Origin of the sequence: Azospirillum formosense (genome assembly GCF_040500525.1) — a bacterium.
GTDB lineage: Bacteria > Pseudomonadota > Alphaproteobacteria > Azospirillales > Azospirillaceae > Azospirillum > Azospirillum formosense_A.
Map to the genome: position 1 here is coordinate 646,799 of NZ_CP159402.1, position 18,128 is coordinate 664,926.

General features: G+C 70.9%; 14 protein-coding genes. 6 read left to right on the forward strand and 8 right to left on the reverse strand.

What is annotated here, in order from left to right:
• Positions 1–53 precede the first annotated feature (53 nt).
• Positions 54–1,493: an FAD-binding oxidoreductase gene (locus tag ABVN73_RS03080; RefSeq protein WP_353858879.1), complete on the reverse strand. Its 1,440-nt coding sequence runs from the start codon at positions 1,491–1,493 to the stop codon at positions 54–56.
• 187 nt (positions 1,494–1,680) lie between these two features.
• Positions 1,681–2,652 (reverse strand): L-threonylcarbamoyladenylate synthase, encoded by a 972-nt coding sequence (locus ABVN73_RS03085; RefSeq protein WP_353858880.1) that lies wholly within the window; start codon positions 2,650–2,652, stop codon positions 1,681–1,683.
• Between the two features lie 111 nt (positions 2,653–2,763).
• Here ABVN73_RS03085 and parA point away from each other — a divergent pair, with 111 nt between their 5' ends.
• Both parA and ABVN73_RS03095 read left to right on the forward strand, forming a co-directional pair.
• The gene (parA, locus tag ABVN73_RS03090) at positions 2,764–3,411 is read left to right on the forward strand and encodes a ParA family partition ATPase (protein WP_353859454.1); all 648 of its coding nucleotides are present in this window, start codon (positions 2,764–2,766) and stop codon (positions 3,409–3,411) included.
• 38 nt (positions 3,412–3,449) lie between these two features.
• Entirely contained in the window at positions 3,450–4,445 is a 996-nt protein-coding gene (locus ABVN73_RS03095) for a glycosyltransferase family 61 protein (protein WP_353858881.1), read from the forward strand.
• A 39-nt stretch (positions 4,446–4,484) separates the two neighbouring features.
• Here ABVN73_RS03095 and bcp read toward each other — a convergent pair whose 3' ends face one another.
• A complete protein-coding gene (gene bcp, locus ABVN73_RS03100; RefSeq protein ID WP_353858882.1) occupies positions 4,485–4,967 on the reverse strand; it encodes a thioredoxin-dependent thiol peroxidase in 483 nt (160 codons plus the stop codon).
• Positions 4,964–7,972, reverse strand: a complete 3,009-nt coding sequence (locus ABVN73_RS03105) for a bifunctional [glutamine synthetase] adenylyltransferase/[glutamine synthetase]-adenylyl-L-tyrosine phosphorylase (RefSeq protein WP_353858883.1) — start codon at positions 7,970–7,972, stop codon at positions 4,964–4,966. Before ABVN73_RS03105 ends, bcp begins: the two co-directional genes overlap by 4 nt.
• Before the next feature lie 102 nt (positions 7,973–8,074).
• Between ABVN73_RS03105 and ABVN73_RS03110 the strand changes: the two genes are divergently transcribed.
• Positions 8,075–11,707 carry a DUF3971 domain-containing protein gene (locus ABVN73_RS03110; protein ID WP_353858884.1) on the forward strand — a complete coding sequence of 1,211 codons (3,633 nt, stop codon included), beginning with the start codon at positions 8,075–8,077 and terminating at the stop codon, positions 11,705–11,707.
• 168 nt (positions 11,708–11,875) lie between these two features.
• On the opposite strand, the gene tyrS is transcribed toward ABVN73_RS03110, so the two are convergent.
• Positions 11,876–13,129, reverse strand: a complete 1,254-nt coding sequence (gene tyrS, locus ABVN73_RS03115; RefSeq protein ID WP_353858885.1) for a tyrosine--tRNA ligase — start codon at positions 13,127–13,129, stop codon at positions 11,876–11,878.
• Between the two features lie 121 nt (positions 13,130–13,250).
• Between tyrS and ABVN73_RS03120 the strand changes: the two genes are divergently transcribed.
• Positions 13,251–14,315 carry an anhydro-N-acetylmuramic acid kinase gene (locus tag ABVN73_RS03120; protein ID WP_353858886.1) on the forward strand — a complete coding sequence of 355 codons (1,065 nt, stop codon included), beginning with the start codon at positions 13,251–13,253 and terminating at the stop codon, positions 14,313–14,315.
• Positions 14,316–14,319: 4 nt separating this feature from the next.
• Here ABVN73_RS03120 and ABVN73_RS03125 read toward each other — a convergent pair whose 3' ends face one another.
• From ABVN73_RS03125 to ABVN73_RS03135, 3 genes are read right to left on the reverse strand one after another with little or no spacing between them, the layout of a single operon-like run.
• Complete coding sequence (locus tag ABVN73_RS03125) at positions 14,320–15,654, reverse strand: glycoside hydrolase family 3 N-terminal domain-containing protein (protein WP_353858887.1); 1,335 nt, start codon at positions 15,652–15,654, stop codon at positions 14,320–14,322.
• A 9-nt stretch (positions 15,655–15,663) separates the two neighbouring features.
• Positions 15,664–15,828 (reverse strand): hypothetical protein, encoded by a 165-nt coding sequence (locus ABVN73_RS03130; protein WP_353858888.1) that lies wholly within the window; start codon positions 15,826–15,828, stop codon positions 15,664–15,666.
• A 20-nt stretch (positions 15,829–15,848) separates the two neighbouring features.
• Positions 15,849–16,511 (reverse strand): alpha/beta hydrolase, encoded by a 663-nt coding sequence (locus tag ABVN73_RS03135; protein ID WP_109068538.1) that lies wholly within the window; start codon positions 16,509–16,511, stop codon positions 15,849–15,851.
• A gap of 265 nt (positions 16,512–16,776) precedes the next feature.
• Between ABVN73_RS03135 and epsC the strand changes: the two genes are divergently transcribed.
• Both epsC and ABVN73_RS03145 read left to right on the forward strand, forming a co-directional pair.
• The gene (gene epsC, locus ABVN73_RS03140; protein ID WP_353858889.1) at positions 16,777–17,550 is read left to right on the forward strand and encodes a serine O-acetyltransferase EpsC; all 774 of its coding nucleotides are present in this window, start codon (positions 16,777–16,779) and stop codon (positions 17,548–17,550) included.
• Between the two features lie 77 nt (positions 17,551–17,627).
• Positions 17,628–18,110 carry an Rrf2 family transcriptional regulator gene (locus ABVN73_RS03145; protein WP_014239836.1) on the forward strand — a complete coding sequence of 161 codons (483 nt, stop codon included), beginning with the start codon at positions 17,628–17,630 and terminating at the stop codon, positions 18,108–18,110.
• The last annotated feature ends 18 nt before the right edge of the window (positions 18,111–18,128 follow it).

Consider the following 18,128-nt stretch of genomic DNA (forward strand, 5'->3'; position numbering starts at 1 on the left):
AACCGCGAAAGGTCGCACGGGGCGGGCAGGGCAGCTCTTTAGAGCAACATCCCTTACGGCAGCATCTTGCCGGGGTTCAGAAGGCCATTAGGGTCGAGCGCCGTCTTCATGGCGCGCAGCAGGTCGAACTCGACCGGGCTCTTGATGACCGGCATCTCGTCCTTCTTGAAGCGGCCCACCCCGTGCTCGGCGGAGATGGATCCGTCCAGGTCGAAGATGACCTCGTTCACGACGTGGCAGATCTCGTCCCAGCGGGCGAGGTAGGCGGCGGTGTCGGCGCCCTCCGGCTGGCTGAGGTTGAAGTGGATGTTGCCGTCGCCGACATGGCCGAAGGGGGTCGGGCGGATGCCGGGGCAGGCCGCGGCCACGGCGGCCTCGGCGCGCTCGATGAACTCGGCGACGCGCGATACCGGGACCGACACGTCGTTCTTGATCGAGCCGCCCTCGAACTTCTGCGCCTCGACGATGGCCTCGCGGATGAACCAGAGCTGGTTGGCCTGGGTCTCCGACTGGGCGATGGTGGCGTCGGTGGCAAGCTCCGCCTCGAAGGCTTCGCCCAGCGCCGCCTCGACCGCCTCGCGGAAGGAGTCGGACTGGGTGCCGGCGGTCAGCTCGGTCAGCACGTACCAGGGCGACGGCTCCGCCAGCGGGTCGATGGTGCCGGCGACGTGCTTGAGCGCGAACTCCAGGCAGCGGCGCGACATCAGCTCGAAGGCGGCGACGGCGTCGCCCGACGCCGCGCGCAGGCGGGCCAGCAGTTCGATGGCGGCGGCGGGGCTGGGCACGGCGATGAAGGCCGTTTCCGACTGGCGCGGGCGCGGGTAGAGCTTCAGCACCGCGGCGGTGACGATGCCCAGCGTGCCTTCCGCCCCGATGAACAGGTGCTTCAGGTCGTAGCCGGTGTTGTTCTTGCGAAGGCTGCGCAGGCCGTTCCAGACGCGCCCGTCGGCCAGCACGACCTCCAGCCCGAGCACGAGGTCACGCATGTTGCCGTAGCGCAGCACGTTGATGCCGCCGGCGTTGGTGGAGATCAGCCCGCCGATCTGGCAGGTGCCCTCCGCCCCCAGGCTCATCGGCAGCAGGCGGTCCTTGTCCTTCGCGGCCTCCTGCGCGGTCTTCAGAACGACGCCGGCCTCAACCGTCATGGTGTAGTTCAGCGTGTCGATGCCGCGGATCTTGTTCATCCGCGACAAGCTGATGACGATCTCGCGCCCCTCCTCATAAGGGATGGAGCCGCCGACGAGGCTGGTGTTGCCGCCCTGCGGGACGACCGGGATGCCGGCCTCCGCGCAGATTTTCACCACCGCCGCGACCTCCTCGGTGCTGGACGGGCGGACCACCGCCGGGCTGTTGCCCTTGAAGCGCCCGCGCCATTCCGACAGGTAGGGGGCCATGTCCTCCGGCGCGGTGAGAAGGCCGTTCGGGCCGACGATGGCGCGGATCCGGTCGAGGGCTGCGGCGAGGCTGGCGGCGTCAGGGCTGGCGGAGGTCATGGGCAGGGCGTCCGAGGCTGGTGTAAGCGCTGGGCCCCCTCCCCAACCCTCCCCCGCTGCGCGGGAGAGGGGACCGCCGCCGTCCTTGCAAATCGGCCCTCTCCCGCGCAGCGGGGGAGGGAGGGACCCGCGGAGCGGGAGGGTGGGGGCAAACCGCAGAACTTCTACAGCCTTGCGGGCCGGGATTCTAGCTCCGCGGCGCGGCGGCCCGCCGCAGCCGGTCGTTAATGGCCACGCCCAGCCCCTCGTCCGGGATCGGCATCACCGCGATGGCGCGGGTCCCCTCCTGGTCAAGCGCGCGAAGATGGGCGAACAGGTTCGCCGCCGCCTCGTTCAGGTCACCCTGGAGGCTCAGGTTCAGCCGGGCCTTGCCGCCGCGGATGAAGCGGTCGGGGCCGAAGGTCAGGAACGCCTCGTCCTCCTCGGCGCTGGTGGCGTTCAGGCGCACCGGGGCGTTGGGGGCGTAGTGGCTTTCCAGCTGACCGGGCGACTTCGGGGCGTCCGGGTTGCCGGCGGAGAGCAGGACGGGGCCGACCAGCCGCTCGATCTCCTCGCGCAGCACCGCGCCGGGGCGCAGCAGCACGGGTGTCTCGCCGGTCAGGTCGAGGACGGTGGACTCCACCCCGACCTGGCACTTCCCGCCGGCCACCACCATGCTCACCCGGTCGCCCAGGCTCTCGATGACGTGGTGGGGGGCGGTCGGGCTGACCGCGCCGGAGCGGTTGGCGCTGGGTGCCGCGATCGGCTTGCCGGCGGCCTTGAGCAAGGCCTGCGCCACCGGGTGGGCGGGCACGCGCACCGCCACGCTGTCCAGCCCGGCGGACACCAGCAGCGACAGACCAGCCTCGGCGCGGCGGGGCAGCACCAGGGTCAGCGGGCCGGGCCAGAACTGGTGGGCCAGCTCCACCGCGCGCTCGTCGAGCACGGCGATGGCCTCGGCCGCTTCCAGGTCCGGCACATGGGCGATCAGCGGGTTGAACTGCGGGCGGCCCTTGGCGGCGAAGATCGCGGCCACGGCCCGGTCGTCGGTGGCGTCGCCGCCGAGGCCGTAGACGGTCTCGGTCGGGAAGGCGACCAGGTCGCCGCTGCGCAGGGCCTCGCCGGCGCGGGCAAGGCCGGCGGGCGTGGCGGGGATGATGTCGGGATGCTTGTCGGTCACGGGACGATTTGTAAAGCGTCGGGGGATGAAGTCAATTCGCGCGGTTGCGCCGGCTCTGTCCAAGCCTTATGACGGGTGTGCGCGATAAACAACCAAATGATGGGTGTGGGCATGGCGGGCAAGGTCTTCACCGTGGCTCAGCAGAAGGGCGGGGCCGGCAAGACCACGCTGGTCGCCCATCTCGCCATCGCCTGGATGCAGCTCGGGCGGTCGGTCGCCACGGTGGATATCGACCCGCAGGGCAGCCTGACCCGCTGGCAGGCGGTGCGGGCGGAGGCCACGGGCGGGGCGCCCGGCTTCACCCATGTCCAGATCACCGGCTGGCGCACCCAGACCGAGGTGGAGAAGCTGGCCCGCGACCACGACATCGTGCTGATCGACAGCCCGCCCCACGCCCAGACGGAGGCGCGGATCGCCGTGCGCGCCGCCAGCCTCGTCATCGCCCCGGTGCAGCCCAGCCCGATGGACCTGTGGGCGGTGCAGCCGACGCTGGACCTCGCCGCGCAGGAGAAGCGCCGCCTGCTGCTGGTTCTGAACCGCGTGCCGCCGCGCGCCCGCATCGCCGACGAGCTGATCGCGCGGGTGCGCGGGTTGGTGAACCCGCCGGCGGTGGACATCGCGGAGGCGCAGATCGGCAACCGCACCGCCTACGCCGGGACCCTGCTGTCCGGCCTGTCGGTGACCGAGGCCGCCCGCAAGACCCAGGCGGCGGCGGAGATGCAGGCGCTGGCGGAAGAGATCCTGACCCGCGCCGGCTGAGTCCGGGACGCTGGCACCGACACCGGCACGGGGGGTGCATGGACGGCACGATACAGAGCGTCGATCTGGTCGAGCATCTGGCGGCCAACCCGCATCTCGGCCACCTCCTGCGGGGCGGCGACGGCAACCCGGTCGCTGCCGTCTTCGACCGCTGCGTTCTGAACAACCACCTGATGTTCCCGGTGACGCCGGATCTGCGCTGCTTCCGGCCGCATTTCGGCATGTTCCACGAGATGGCCTACGGGATGGTGGGGCAGCCTCCCTCACCGGTCTTCCTGAAGGCGCTCGATCAGCCCGAACCGCCCGGCCGGTATCTGGCGATGGGCGGCAGCGACAATTACTTCCATTGGTGCCTGGATTTCCTGCCGCGTCTGGTCTTCGGAGCGCTCGCCCCGGACGGCGCGGAGCGGCGGGTCATCATGGACGGCCCTCCCAACCCGTGGCAGGCGGCTTCGCTGCGCCTCTTCATGACCGGGCTGAAGCTCGACAGTCTGGACCTGCATGTCAGCCGCAGCGATTGGAGCGGTTATTCCGATTGCCTCGTGCCGCTTCCGCTGCGGTCGCAGGCGGTGGCGATCTGGAACGTGGTGCTGAACCACGCCCGCGACGTCCTGCCGGCGCCGAGCGGGGCGAAGCGGCTGTTCGTCCTGCGCAGGAACACCACAAAGCGCTTCGCCGTGAACCAGGACGAGGTGGCGGAGGCGTTGGAGCCGCTGGGCTTCCTCGCCGTCGATCCGGGAAGCCTCACCTTCGAGGAACAGATGACCCTGTTCAGCGGCGCGGAACTGATCGTCGGCTGTCACGGCGCGGCCTTGACCAACATCCTGTTCGCTCCGGCGGGAGCCACCCTGATCGAGCTGCGTGGCCGCGTTCTGCAGCCCTTTTTCGGGAATCTCGCGGCCCAGCGGGGGATGCGCTACCGCGATCTGGCTTGCCCTGACCAGCCCGACAGCCATCACGACATCATCGAGCGGGACTACGTGGTTCCGCTCGATGGCTTGCGCGACCTCCTCGCCGGGGTCGGCGTCCGCTGACGCGGCGGGGGATGATGCCCCCACCGCGTCCCGCAACGATCACAGCGCCTGCAGCGCCTTCAGCACCGCCGCCACATGGCCGGTGACCTTCACCTTGCGCCAGACATTGCGGACGATGCCGTCCTTGTCGATCAGGAAGGTCGCGCGCTCCAGCCCCATGTACTTGCGGCCGTACATGCTTTTCTCGACCCAGACGCCGTAGGCCTCGGCGACGCCGGTCTCCTTGTCGGAGGCCAGCGTGAAGGGCAGCTCGTACTTCGCCTTGAACTTGTCGTGGCTGGCCACGCTGTCCTTGGACACGCCGATGATGACGGCGTCGAGACCGCTGAAGTCCGGAAGCTGGTCGCGGAAGCCGCAGGCCTCCGACGTGCAGCCCGAGGTGTCGTCCTTCGGGTAGAAGTACAGGATCACCGGCTTGCCCCGCAGCGCGGACAGCGTGACGCTGCCGCCGCCGTCGGTCGGCATGGTGAAGTCCGGGGCGGGGGTACCCACCTCGATGGCGGGCGTCTGGATATCGCTCATGGAAGTTTGGCTTCTTCGTTGGTCTCTGGGGGAGGCAGCCTTGACGCCGGCTCCTCGACCAGCGCCACGAAATGGCGGTGGGCGCGGGCGGCGATGTCCCGGATTCTGCTGTCGAGCGCGGCGAAGTCAACCGCCGGCTCCTCGTCCGGGAAGGCGGCGCGCGAGAGGCCCTCCCGCAGCGTCGGCGAAACCTGCCGCGGATCGAGCACGCCGTCGGTGGTCAGGCGCAGGAAACCCTGCACCCGGCGCCACAGCTTCAGCGTCGCCACCAGCTCCTCCGCCACCTCCGGCGCCAGCAGCCCGGCCGCGGCGGCGTTGAGCAGGGCGCGGCTGGTGGCGATGGACAGGATCTCCGGATGCGCGTGGCCGTGGCGGAGCTGGAGATACTGGGCGGTGAACTCGATGTCGATCAGACCGCCGCGGGCGTATTTGACGTTCCACGGGTTGGTGGTGCCGAACTCCTTGTCGATGCGGCGGCGCATGTCGGCGACGTCCCGCAGCACCTTGGCCGGGTCGCGCGGGCCGGTCAGCACGCCGCGGATCGCCGACTCGACCTTGCGGCCCAGCGCCGGATCGCCGCCGATGACGCGGGCGCGGGTCAGGGCCATGTGCTCCCACGTCCAGGCGTCCTTGGCCTGATAGGCGGTGAAGGCGTCCAGCGCGGTGGCGAGCGGCCCGGCGTTGCCCGACGGGCGCAGCCGCATGTCCACCTCGTACAGCCGCCCGTCGGCCATCGGGGCGGTGATGGCGTTGGTCAGGCGCTGCGTCAGCTTGATGTAGTACTCGTTGGGGGCCAGCGGCTTGGCCCCGTCCGACTGGCGCGTGCCCGGCGGCACCTCGTAGACCACGATCAGGTCGATGTCGGAGGTGATGGTGAGCTGCCGGCTGCCCAGCTTGCCCATCGCCACCACCACCCAGGCGCCGCCGGGGATGCGGCCGTGGCGGGCGGCGAACTCCTCCTCCACGCGGGCGGCCAGCTCCGGCACCACCACGTCGGCCAGATCGGCGAGGAAGGGGCCGCAGCGGTCGCCGTCGGTGATGCCGCGCAGGATGTGCGCCCCGGCGCGGAAGCGCTGGTCGTTGGTCCAGCGCCGCGACAGGGTCAGCACGTCCTCGAAATTGTGCGCCCCGGCGATGAAGCGCCGGTACTCCGGCGTCAGCCCCGCCGCGTCGGGCAGCGGGTCGAAGAAGTCGGGCGACAGCACGGCGTCGAGCAGCGACGGGTTGCGCGACAGCGTCTCGGCCAGCTGCGGCGCCGTGCCCATGATCTCCGCCACCAGGGCGAGCAGCCAGGGGTTGGCGATGAACAGCGAGAACAGCCCGACCCCCGCCGGCAGCCGCTCCAGGAAGCTGTCGAACTTGACCAGCGCGTCGTCCGGGGCGGGCGTCTTGGCCAGCTCGTTCAGCATGGCCGGCACCAGCTCGGTCAGCAGCTCCCGCGCCCGGCCCGAGCGGGTGGAGCGGTAGCGCCCGCGGTGCCAGGTGGAGACCACGGCGATGACCCGGCTGGGGTCGCGGTAGCCCATGCCGGCCAGCGTCTTCACCGTGCCGGGATCGTCGTCGGTGCCGGTGAAGACGAGGTTGCCGGGGCCGGACAGCGACGGCGCCTCCTCGAACAGCTCGGCGTAGCGGTCCTCCACCCGGCCGAGCTGGGCCAGCAGGTCGGCGCGGAAATCCTCCGCCCGTTCGTAGCCGAGGAAGGTCGCCAGATGCGCCACCCCCTCGTCGTCCTCCGGGATCTGGTGGGTCTGGCGGTCGTCGGTCATCTGGATGCGGTGCTCGACCCGGCGCAGGAAGCGGTAGGCCTCCTCCAGCTCCTCCACCGCCGCCTCCGGCACGCGCCCGATGGCGCAGAGCGCCTTGTTGGCCAGCAGGGTGGGGGCGATGCGCACGCGGATGTCGCGGCCGCCGAAAATGAGCTGCTGGGTCTGGGCGAAGAACTCGATCTCGCGGATTCCGCCACGGCCGACCTTGATGTCGTGGCCGTTCACCGTCACTTCACGATGGCCCTTGTGGGCGTTGATCTGACGCTTGATGGAATGGATGTCCTGGATGGCCGCGAAGTCGAGGTGGCGCCGCCACACGAACGGTTCGAGGAAGCGCAGGAAATGCGCCCCCGCTTCCGGATCGCCGGCGATGGGACGGGCCTTGATCATGGCCGCGCGCTCCCAGTTCTGCCCGACGCTGCCGTAATAAATTTCGGCCGCCGAGACGGACACCGCCAACGGCGTGGCCCCGGGATCGGGACGCAGCCGCAGATCTGTACGGAAGACGTAGCCGTCCTTGGTCCGTTCATCCATAATGCGGACAAGATCGCGCGCGATACGAATGAACGTGCGGGCGAGGTTGTCCGGCTGGGGCGTTTGAACGACGGCGTCGTCGTACAGGACGATCAGGTCGATATCGCTGGAATAGTTGAGCTCGCGCGCACCAAGTTTGCCCATGCCAAGCACGATCAGGCCCGACCCGACCCATGGCCGCTGCGGTTCCGGCAGCGTCAGCGTGCCCGCCTCCGCGGCGCGGCGCAGCAGGTGGTTTGCCGCCATCCGCACCGACGTCTCGGCGATGTCGGACAAGGCGCCGGTGACGGCCTCCAGCTCCCACGCGCCGGTGATGTCGGCGACCGCGATCAGCAGCGCCGCCCGCCGCTTGGCGACGCGCAGGGCGGCCATCAGCCGGTCGATGTTGCGCTCCTCGGCGCAGTCCGCCTCCAACCGGCGCAGCAGCGCCGCGAAGGCGTCGCCGTACCCCTGCGTCACCATTTCGCGGACGAAGGGCAGCTCGCGCGTCATGATCTGGCCGAGATACGGGCTGTTGCCGCACACCGCGTCGATCAGCGCCCGGCCCTCGGCCGAATCGGCGTACGCCTCGGCCCAGGCGCGCAGGGCGTCGCCGCCGGCATCGTCGCCGTCATTGTCCGCGGCGTTCGCCGCCTCGGCGCGCCAGCGCTCCAGGCCGCGTTCGGCGAGGGCGGTGTCGAAGGGTTTCGGCAGCGTGGTGGTCATGGTCGCGGCTATCCCTGCACAAGAACTGAGCAGGAGGGTGCGCGGTCGCGAGGGTTCGGTCAACTGTGACAACACGCGGGCATCGTCGCCGGGACACCGTCCGTGATCCGGCGCACCGCGAAGATTCTCGCCTGGACCGCCGCGGGCGCGGTCGTCGTCGCCGGCGCCGCCGGCGGGCTGTTCGCCTGGCGGCTGGCCCAGGGGCCGATCGCGCTCGACCCGCTGACCCCCTATGTGGAGCGGGCGCTGAGCGACCCGCAGGGCCGCTACCGCGTCGATGTCGGCCAACTCGTCCTGTCCTGGGTGGACGAGGAGGAGAGCGACGGGCTGACCCGGCTGGACCTGCGGGCCATCGACGTGCACGCGGTCAACGCCGAAGGGGACGAGCTTGCCGCGGTGCCGGAGCTGGGCGTCGGCTTCTCCGTGCGCGCGCTGTTCCAGGGCAAGCTGTCGCCGACCCGGCTCGACCTCGTGCGACCGCGCCTTCAAGTGGTCCGCCGGGCTGACGGCAGCCTGGATTTCGACGTGCGCTCGATCCCGTCTCCCGGCGAGCCGGAGAAGGAGGAGCCGGACGGCGGCCCCGATTTCGCGGGAGAGATCGTCGCCACCCTGATGCAGCCCCCGGACATCGCCCGGCCGCTGGGCCTGCTGCGGCGGCTGACCGTCATCGGCGCCGACCTGACGGTGACGAACCGCATGCTGGGCCTGTCCTGGCACGCCAACCGCGCCGACATCGTGCTGACTCGCGACGGGACGGAGATCGTCGGCGGGGCGCAGCTGCTGCTCGACCTCGACGGGCGGACGGCGGCGGTGGAGGCGTCGGGCGTCCATCGCATGGCCGACGCGGAAACCGCGCTGTCCACCCGCTTCGACGGGCTGCAGCCGGCGGCGCTGGCCAAGATCGGCCCGCTTCTGGCGCCGCTGTCGGCGGTGACCGTGCCGCTGGGCGGGCGCATCGACGCCACCCTGGATTCGCGGTTCGAGCCGGTGCGCTTCAGCTTCGACCTGCAGGGCGGCGCCGGGGAGGTCAGCCTGCCGACGCTGCGGCCCGACCCCTACCGGGTCGACCGTCTGCGGCTGCGCGGTGGGCTGGACGTGCCTGGCCGGCGGGCGGAGCTGGAGCGGCTCGACCTCGCGTTCGACGGGATGGCGATGGCCGGGCGGGGCGACCTGCGCGAGCAGGGCGGGCAGCGCAGCGGCAGCCTGCGGCTCGACCTGGCGGCGGGCGGCGGGCGGGCCTCGCTCGCCCTCGACGGCACGCAGGTTCCCGACAAGGGCGCGTCGCTGACCGCGACGCTCGGTGGGCTGGTGCCCGCCGCTCTGGCCGGGCTCGCGCCGGCGCTGGCGCCTCTGGCCGCGGCGCAGCTTCCCCTGTCGGGCACGGCCAGCCTGGAGCTGGACCCCGACGGGCAGCCGCGCGGCGGCCGGGCGGAGCTGACGGCCGGCGCCGGGCGCGTCGTCCGGCCGGACCTGTTCCCGGAGCCGCTGCCCGTCGCCTCCGCCGCCCTGACGGTGACGGGGGACCGCGCCTCGGGCCAGCTGGACGTGGAGCGGCTGGCCATCGACCTCGGCGGGCCGACCGTGGAGGGAACCGCGCGGGCCACCATCGACCAGCTGGGCACGCCGGACGCCCGCCTGTCGGTGGAGGCCGCCGTGACGGCCCGCCGGGTGCCGGCGGACGAGCTGCCCCGGCTGTGGCCGCTGGGGGTGGGGAAGAACCCGCGGGAGTGGGTGACCGAAAACCTGTCGCACGGCGTCGTGCCGGAGGCGACGGCCACCGTGCGGGCCGCCGGGCCGCTGTCCGACCTGTCGGCGATTGACGTGACGCAGTTCCAGGCCGGCATCAAGGCCGAGGACATGACGGTGGACTATTTCCACCCGCTGCCCAAGGTCTCCGGCGTTGGGGCGGAGGTGACCACCGACGGCAAGACCTTCACCATCCACACCAAGGGCGGGCGGATCGACGACGTCCAGCTCGGCGAAGGCACGATCGTCATCGGCGGCCTGGACACCGGCAAGGAGACCATGGACATCCGCGTCCCAGTCCGCGGGCCGGTGCGCACCATCCTGACCGTTCTGGACAGCCCGCCGCTGGGCTATCCCAGCCGCCTCGACCTCGACCCCAAGAAGACCCAGGGGCAGGCCGACGCGCAGCTCCACTTCCAGTTCCCGCTGCTGGTCGACCTGAAGGTGGAGCAGCTGAACCTGGACGTCGCGGCGAAGCTGCGCGGCGTCGGGGTGGAGAAGGTGGCCGCCGGGCTGACCGCGACCGAGGGCGACCTGACGCTGGCGCTCGACATGAACGCCATGACGGTGAAGGGCACCACCAAGCTGGACGGCATCCCCGTCACCATCGACTGGAAGGAGCAGTTCACCTCCACCGCCAAGGGGCCGCGCACCCGCATCGCCGTGAAGGGCGACGTGGACGCGAAGGACCTGCGCAGCCACGGCATCGACCTCGGCGAGCATGTCGCGGGGCCGCTGGGGGCGGACGTGCTGTTCACCGTCGACCAGCGCCGCCGCTTCGGCCTGACCGCCGGGCTTAACCTGGAAAAGACCCATCTGCGCATCGACGAGCTGGGCTGGGAGAAGCGCCCCGGCGTGCCCGGCACCGGCAAGCTGGCGCTGGAGTTCCAGAAGGACCGGGTGACCCGCGTCACCGGCCTGTCCGTCGATGCCGGGGGGCTGCGCGCCCAGGCGGTCGTCGACCTCGCCCCGCAGACCATGGCGGTCACCAAGGTGGCGGTCAGCCAGATGTCGGTCGGCCAGACCGACCTGAGGGCCGACGTGACGGTGCATGACGGCGGCAAGGGCGGCTATTCCGGGACCATCACCGGCCAGAGCCTGGACGCCCGCGTCCTGGCCGGCAAGGCCGACCCGCCCGGCGGCAAGAAGCAGGGGCCGCCCGACGAGAAGCCGCTGCCGCTCGACTTCGACCTGAAGCTGAACCGCGTCGTCTTCGGCGACGGCCGCCACCTGTCCGACGTGGTCGGGCGGATCAGGCGCGACAGCCTGTCCTGGACGGCGCTCGACGTGACGGCCAAGGCGGGGCGCGACGGGGCGGTGTCCCTGCGCTACCTGCCGGGCGCCCAGGGCTTCTACGACGTGGCCATCTCGGCCAGCGACGCCGGAGCGACCTTCCGCGCGCTCGACATCAACGACCGGGTGCAGGGTGGTGCGCTGGCGATCACCGGCCGCACGGTGGAGCCGCGGGCCGACGCCGCCATCGAAGGGCGGATGGAGCTGACCGACTACGCGCTGATCGACCCGCCGGTTCTGGCCCGCATCCTCAACGCCATTTCGCCGTCCGGCTTCGCCGAGCTGATGGGCGGCGGCAAGGGCATCCGGTTCGGGCGGGCGGTCAGCGACTACCGCAAGGACGGCCGCCTGCTCACCGTGAAGGATCTGCGCACCTCCGGCTCCGCGCTCGGCCTGACGCTGACGGGGGAGGTGGACATCGAGACGGACACCGCTAACCTGCGCGGCACCATCGTGCCCATCTACGGGCTGAACCGGCTGATCGGCCAGATCCCGCTGCTCGGCGACGCGCTGAGCGGTGGCGAGGGGCAGGGCATCTTCAGCGCCACCTGGCACGTCCGCGGCCCGCTGGCCGACCCGGACGTGACGGTGAACCCGCTCGCCATGCTGGCGCCGGGCTTCCTGCGCAACCTGTTCTTCCTGGGCGAGGGGGGCGAGGGCAAGGAAGCGCCGTCGCCGGGGACTTTCGAGAAGTAGGGGGATGATTGTCCCTCTCCCGCCTCAGGAGAGGGAGGGGCCCGCCGCATTGCGGCGGGAGGGTGAGGGTGCCGGCAACAGGGCTGGTGCCCGCTCCCTGGCTTTACCCTCACCCGCCCGCTGTCGCAGGCACCCTCCCCCGGGGCGGGAGAGGGATTCAGCGGTGCCTCACACCGCCTTGACCAGCGCGTGACGCTTCTTGCCGGCGCTCAGCTTGATGACGCCGTCGGCGTTCAGGTCGGCGGCGGTGGCCTTGGCGGCCTCGTCGGGGATGGCGGCGTCGTTCATCTTGGCGCCGGCGCCCTTGATGAGGCGGCGGGCCTCACCCTTCGACGCGGCCAGCCCGGCGGACACCAGCAGGTCCACCAGCGCGACGCCGGCCTCAAGCTCGGCGCGGGGCACGTCGATGCTCGGCAGGCCCTCGGCGGCGGCGCCCTGCTCGAAGGTGCGGCGGGCGGTCTCGGCGGCCTCCAGGGCGGCCTCCTCGCCGTGGGCGAGCTTGGTCACCTCGTGGGCGAGAATCTTCTTGGCCTCGTTGATGCCGGCGCCCTCCAGGGACTCCAGCCGCGCCACCTCGTCCAGCGGCAGCTCGGTGTAGAGACGCAGGAAGCGGCCGACGTCGGCGTCCTCGGTGTTGCGCCAGTACTGCCAAAAATCATAGGCGCTGAGCTTGTCGGCGGTCAGCCACACCGCGCCCGCGGCGGTCTTGCCCATCTTGGCGCCCGACGAGGTGGTCAGCAGCGGGGTGGTCAGGCCGAACAGCTCCGCCCCGTCGGTGCGGCGGCCCAGCTCGACGCCGTTGATGATGTTGCCCCACTGATCCGACCCGCCCATCTGGAGCATGCACTTCTCGCGGCGGAACAGCTCCACGAAGTCGTAGGCCTGGAGAATCATGTAGTTGAATTCCAGGAAGGTCAGCGGCTGCTCACGGTCCAGCCGCAGCTTGACCGATTCGAAGGTCATCATGCGGTTGATCGTGAAATGCCGGCCGATGTCGCGGAGCAGCGGGATGTATTTCAGCTCGTCCAGCCAGTCGGCGTTGTTGACCATCACCGCGTCCGTGGCGCCGTCGCCAAAGGACAGGTAGCGCCCGAAGATGCGCTTGATGCCCGCCATGTTGGCGTTGATGGCCTCGTCGGTGAGGAGCTGGCGCGCCTCGTCCTTGCCCGACGGATCGCCGATCTTGGTCGTGCCGCCGCCCATCAGGACGATGGGCTTGTGGCCGGTCTTCTGCAGCCAGCGCAGCATCATGATCGGCAGCAGGCTGCCCACATGCAGGCTGTCCGCCGTGCAGTCGAAGCCGATGTAGGCGATGATCGGCCCCTTCGCCGCGCGCTCGTCGAGCCCGGCGAGGTCGGTGCACTGGTGGATGAAGCCGCGTTCCTGCAGCGTGCGGAGGAAATCCGATGTCAGCGTCGTCATGGCCGCGATCCGGCTGTCGTGGTAGGGTCCAGGGTCGCGTCTGTTAGCATGGAACGCGCGGCCCCACAATTCTCGGGGCTGACTCGACAAGGGATTGGGGCCCGATGGAATGAGACAGGGAATGCGGACGGTCGTCGGGCTGATGAGCGGCACCTCCATGGACGGGATCGACGCGGCGCTGGTCCGCACCGACGGCGAGCGCCGGGTGGAGCCGCTGGCCTTCGTGACCATTCCCTACGCGGACGGCTTCCGCGCCGAGCTGCGCTCCTGCCTCGGCGGCAAGGGGCCGGTGGAGGCGGTGGAGCGCGCCCTGACCGACGCCCATGCCGACGCGGTGCGCCGCCTGCTGGCGGAGGCCGGGACGGAGGCCGCGGCGGTGGACCTGATCGGCTTCCACGGCCACACGATCTTCCATGACCCGGCGCAGCGCCGCACCTGGCAGATCGGCGACGGCGCGCGGCTGGCGCGGGCGACCGGCATCGCCGTGGTCGACGACTTCCGCACGGCGGATGTGGCGGCGGGCGGGCAGGGCGCCCCGCTGGTGCCGCTGTTCCACCGCGCGCTGGCCGACGCCCTGCCGCGCCCGCTGGCCGTGCTGAACATCGGCGGCGTCGCCAACGTCACCTGGATCGGCGCGGGCGTGGACGACGTGATCGCCTGCGACACCGGGCCGGGCAACGCTCTGGTCGACGACTGGGTGCTGTCCGGGCAGGGCGCCCGCTACGATTCCGGCGGGTCGCTGGCGGCGGCGGGCGCGGTGGACGAGGGCGCCTTGGCGGCGCTGCTCGCCCATCCCTATTTCGACCTGCCGGCGCCGAAGTCGCTGGATCGCGACGCCTTCGACCCGGCGCCCGTCCGCGGCCTGTCGGTGGCGGACGGGGCGGCGACCCTGACCACCTTCACCGCCGCGTCGGTCGCCCGCATCGTCCCGCACCTGCCGGCCGCGCCGCTGCGCTGGCTGGTCTGCGGCGGTGGGCGGCACAACGCGACTCTGATGGGCATGCTGGCCGATCGGCTGGGCGTTCCGGTCGATCCGGTGGAGGCGGTGGGCTGGAACGGCGACGCGCTGGAGGCCGAGGCCTTCGCCTATCTGGCGGTGCGCAGCCGCAAGGGCCTGCCGCTCAGCCTGCCGTCCACGACCGGCGTGCCCCAGCCGATGAGCGGCGGGCGCTTCCACGTGGTGTGACGCCTTAGGGAGCCGCGGCCTTCAGGCGACCGGCATCCAGCCGGTGGCGGCTTCGCGCCAGCGCCGCGCTGTCCAGCCGACCGTCGCGTCCGGCGTCGATCAGGCAGTCAAGGGCCGGGAAGGTCTGCTCCCAGTCGTAGGACACCAGGAGGATGTCCACCCCGGCGTTCAACGCCGCGACGGCGCCCCGGCAGAGCCCGCCGTTGAAGACCGCGCCCATGGTCATGTCGTCGGTGACGATGATTCCCCGAAACCCCCAGTTCCCCCGCAGCAGACCCCCGACCACAGGCCGGGACAGCGAGGCCGGCGCCTGCGGGTCCACCGCGGCGAGGGTGGCGTGTCCGACCATCAGCCAGGCGTCGAGCCGCCCGAGGGTTTCCCGGAAGGGGCGCCAATCCCGCCGCTCCAGCGCGTCGGTGGGGGTGTGCAGGGTGGCGCCGATGATGTGCGTATCCTCGGCCACCCCACCCAGGCCGGGGAAATGCTTCAATGTCGGGGTGACGCCGGCCTGCCGCAGCGCCTCGCCATAGGCCACCGCGACCTCCGTGACGATGGCCGGATTGTCGGAAATCGCGCGGCGGGCGATCTGGCTGCCGAAGTCCAGCGGATGGGCCGGGTCGTCCGTTCGCAGATCGACCACGGGGGTGAAATTGATGGTGACGCCCAGGCCGGCCAACTCCTGGCCATGGACGGCGCCGTAGGCCAGCGCCGCGGCCCGTCGCTGATCGGCGGGCTGATCCGCCAGCGTTCCGAGGGGCGGCAGGGCGGTCAGGGGCGGCGACAGGCGGGAGACGATCCCGCCCTCCTGGTCGGCGGCGACCGCCAGCGGCGGCAGTCCCGCTTCCCGGCGCAGCGCCTGCAGGCGCGCGATGTCGGCGCGCAACCCCTCCGCCGAACGGGCGGCGATGTTGCTGCGGGTGACAAAAATCCCGCCGATCAGGCCGTTGGCCGCCAGCGGCTCGATGTCGGCCAGGGTGCCGTAGCCGACCATCAGGTGACGGCCGATATCCCGCGCCATGGCACCGCGGGCGGCCAGCACCCGCTGCTTCTGCAGCAGGAAACGGCCCTCCATGGCCAGCGCGACCGCAGGGCCCGCCGCGCAGAGCGCAATCAGGAGCCAGCCCAGCGGGCGTCGTCCTTTCGGCAACCGCCAGGAGGCCAGGGCCACGCCGAGCGCTCCCGCGCACAGCACGGCCGCCAAAGCCCAGGAGCGGATGGAGAACAGGTAAGGGGTCCGGATCGCCAGCGCTGCGAGGAGCGTCAGCGCTCCGCCGAGCCACAAGGCCACCGGCACCGCCAACGCCATGGCGGTCCGCGCGACGGTGCCCATCCGGCTCATGGCGTCGCGTCAGGGGCGCGGGCGGCTGTTGTCGGTGCATTTGTCGGTGTGCCTGCACCAGTTGCCGAAGGTGCTGGCGATCTGGGCGTTGCTGCAGCCGGACAGCAGGAGCGCCGCGAGGCCGGCGGCAGCGGTGAGGCGAAGGGTCTTCGCAACGGCCACTCCCCCAGTCATGCCGACACTCACCCGGCCGCTCATTCCGCCACGGCGGCGACGGGGTTGCCCATCGCGCGGTCCAGATAGTCGTCCACCTGCACCGCCAGATCGTCGCTGCGGTTGGCGAAGAAATGGTTGGCGCCCGGCACGACGCGGTGGTCGATGCGGATGTCCTTCTGGTGCGACAGCTTGGTCACCAGCTTGTTCACCGCCGCCCCCGGAACCAGCTCGTCCTTGTCGCCGTGGATGATCAGGCCGGAGGAGGGGCAGGGCGCCAGGAAGGAGAAGTCGAACAGGTTGGCCGGCGGCGAGACGGACACGAAGCCGTCGATCTCCGGGCGGCGCATCAGAAGCTGCATGCCGATCCAGGCCCCGAAGGACACCCCGGCGATCCAGCAGACCGGGGCGTTGGGGTTGTGGGTCTGCAGCCAGTCCAGAGCCGCCGCCGCGTCGGCCAGTTCGCCCTCGCCCTTGTCGTAGGCGCCCTGGCTGCGGCCGACCCCCCGGAAATTGAAGCGCAGGGCCGAATAGCCGCGCTTCGTGAAGGACTGGAACAGGGTGAAGACCACCTTGTTGTTCATGGTCCCGTTGTGATGCGGGTGCGGATGCAGCAGCAAGGCCATCGGCGCGTTGGGGATCGTGCCGTGTGTGTAGCGCCCTTCCAGACGTCCGGCCGGACCGTTGATCATCACTTCAGGCATGGGAACGGCGATCCTGACGCGAATATAAGGTGATCCGGACCACCGGCGGAGCGGCGGGCGGACGCCACGGCAAGCGGACGTGGTTGCCCATGGACAAGCATGGATTTTTCGCACACAATTCTTGACCGTTTTGCTTGGTCATCATATATGCGTCGATGCGTCCTTCCAGGGCAACCCGCGCGACCGGCGAGGCACGGGTCGAGGGCTCTTGCGAAAGATCACCTCTTCCGGCAAGAGGGCGGACTATACCACGGCGGGTGTTCCGGTGTTCAAGCATCTTCGCGAAGAGATCGACGGTATCATGGCCCGCGACCCGGCCGCGCGGTCACGGGCCGAGGTCGCGCTGTGCTATCCGGGCTTCCACGCCATCGTCCTGCACCGCGTCGCGCGCTACTGCTGGGACCGCCGCTGGCACCTGATGGCGCGCGCCGTCTCGCAGATCGCCCGTGCCCTGACCGGCATCGAGATCCATCCCGGCGCCACCATCGGGCGCCGCTTCTTCATCGACCACGGGATGGGCGTCGTCATCGGCGAGACCGCCGAGATCGGCGACGACGTGATGCTCTATCATGGGGTGACGCTGGGCGGCACCTCGCTGAACCAGGGCAAGCGCCATCCCACGCTGGAGAGCGGCGTGATCGTCGGTGCGGGGGCCAAGGTGCTGGGCGCCATCACCATCGGGCGCGGCGCCCGCGTCGGCGCCAACGCCGTCGTGGTGGCGGACGTGGCGCCGGGCATCGCCGTGGTCGGCATCCCGGCCAAGGCGGTGGTGACTCGCGACCGTGTCGAGACGCAGAAGTTCATGCCCTACGGCACGCCCTGCGGCGACATCCCCGATCCGGTGGCCCGCGCGCTGAACGGCCTGCTCGATCAGGTGTCGACCCTGCGCCGGCGCGTCGAGGAACTGGAATCGGAGCGCGGCGACGCGCATAATTCATCCGTATACGAAACATCGGGCGGTCCCAACGGGAGCGTCCGGCCCGACAATGGGGTGCGCGAGCCGGTGTCCGCCGAAAGCGGGCCGGCGGCGTCCTGTTGAATCAAACACAAACACGAGGCTTGGCGCCGATCCGCTGGACGGTCGGGCCGGGGTGAAGGAAGGGTAAGGAGGGTAAAATGAGACTCAGCACCAAGGGACGCTATGCCGTCATGGCCATGGTCGATCTTGCTGCCACCAGCCAGGGGAGCCCCGTCGCCCTTGCCGACATCGCCGACCGGCAGGAGATTTCGCTCTCCTATCTGGAGCAGCTGTTCGCCAAGCTGCGCAAGGGCGGCCTCGTGAAGAGCGTGCGCGGTCCGGGCGGCGGCTATCTGCTGGCCCATCCGGCGGACGCGACCCGCGTGTCCGACATCATCCTGGCGGTGGACGAGCCGATCCGCACCACCCGCTGCGCCAACGGCACGCCGCAGGGCTGCCGGACCAACCGCTCGCGCTGCCTGACCCATGACCTGTGGGAGGAGCTGGGCAACCAGATCCACATGTATCTCAGCTCGGTCACCGTGGCCGACGTGGTGGAGCGCCGGATCATCGGCACCAGCAGCCTGACCATCCGCGGCCCGCAGCCGGCGGACGAGGGTGCCGCGGTCGCGGCGGAGTAAGGGAGCGCCTTCCGGCGC

What these genes read in the sequence shown, in the direction of transcription:
- ABVN73_RS03080 (WP_353858879.1), bottom strand. Translation starts at nt 1,493, where the DNA reads ATGACCTCCGCCAGCCCTGACGCCGCCAGCCTCGCCGCAGCCCTCGAC.
- parA (WP_353859454.1), top strand. Translation starts at nt 2,764, where the DNA reads ATGGCGGGCAAGGTCTTCACCGTGGCTCAGCAGAAGGGCGGGGCCGGC.
- ABVN73_RS03095 (WP_353858881.1), top strand. Translation starts at nt 3,450, where the DNA reads ATGGACGGCACGATACAGAGCGTCGATCTGGTCGAGCATCTGGCGGCC.
- bcp (WP_353858882.1), bottom strand. Translation starts at nt 4,967, where the DNA reads ATGAGCGATATCCAGACGCCCGCCATCGAGGTGGGTACCCCCGCCCCG.
- ABVN73_RS03105 (WP_353858883.1), bottom strand. Translation starts at nt 7,972, where the DNA reads ATGACCACCACGCTGCCGAAACCCTTCGACACCGCCCTCGCCGAACGC.
- tyrS (WP_353858885.1), bottom strand. Translation starts at nt 13,129, where the DNA reads ATGACGACGCTGACATCGGATTTCCTCCGCACGCTGCAGGAACGCGGC.
- ABVN73_RS03120 (WP_353858886.1), top strand. Translation starts at nt 13,251, where the DNA reads ATGCGGACGGTCGTCGGGCTGATGAGCGGCACCTCCATGGACGGGATC.
- ABVN73_RS03125 (WP_353858887.1), bottom strand. Translation starts at nt 15,654, where the DNA reads ATGAGCCGGATGGGCACCGTCGCGCGGACCGCCATGGCGTTGGCGGTG.
- ABVN73_RS03130 (WP_353858888.1), bottom strand. Translation starts at nt 15,828, where the DNA reads ATGACTGGGGGAGTGGCCGTTGCGAAGACCCTTCGCCTCACCGCTGCC.
- ABVN73_RS03135 (WP_109068538.1), bottom strand. Translation starts at nt 16,511, where the DNA reads ATGCCTGAAGTGATGATCAACGGTCCGGCCGGACGTCTGGAAGGGCGC.
- ABVN73_RS03145 (WP_014239836.1), top strand. Translation starts at nt 17,628, where the DNA reads ATGAGACTCAGCACCAAGGGACGCTATGCCGTCATGGCCATGGTCGAT.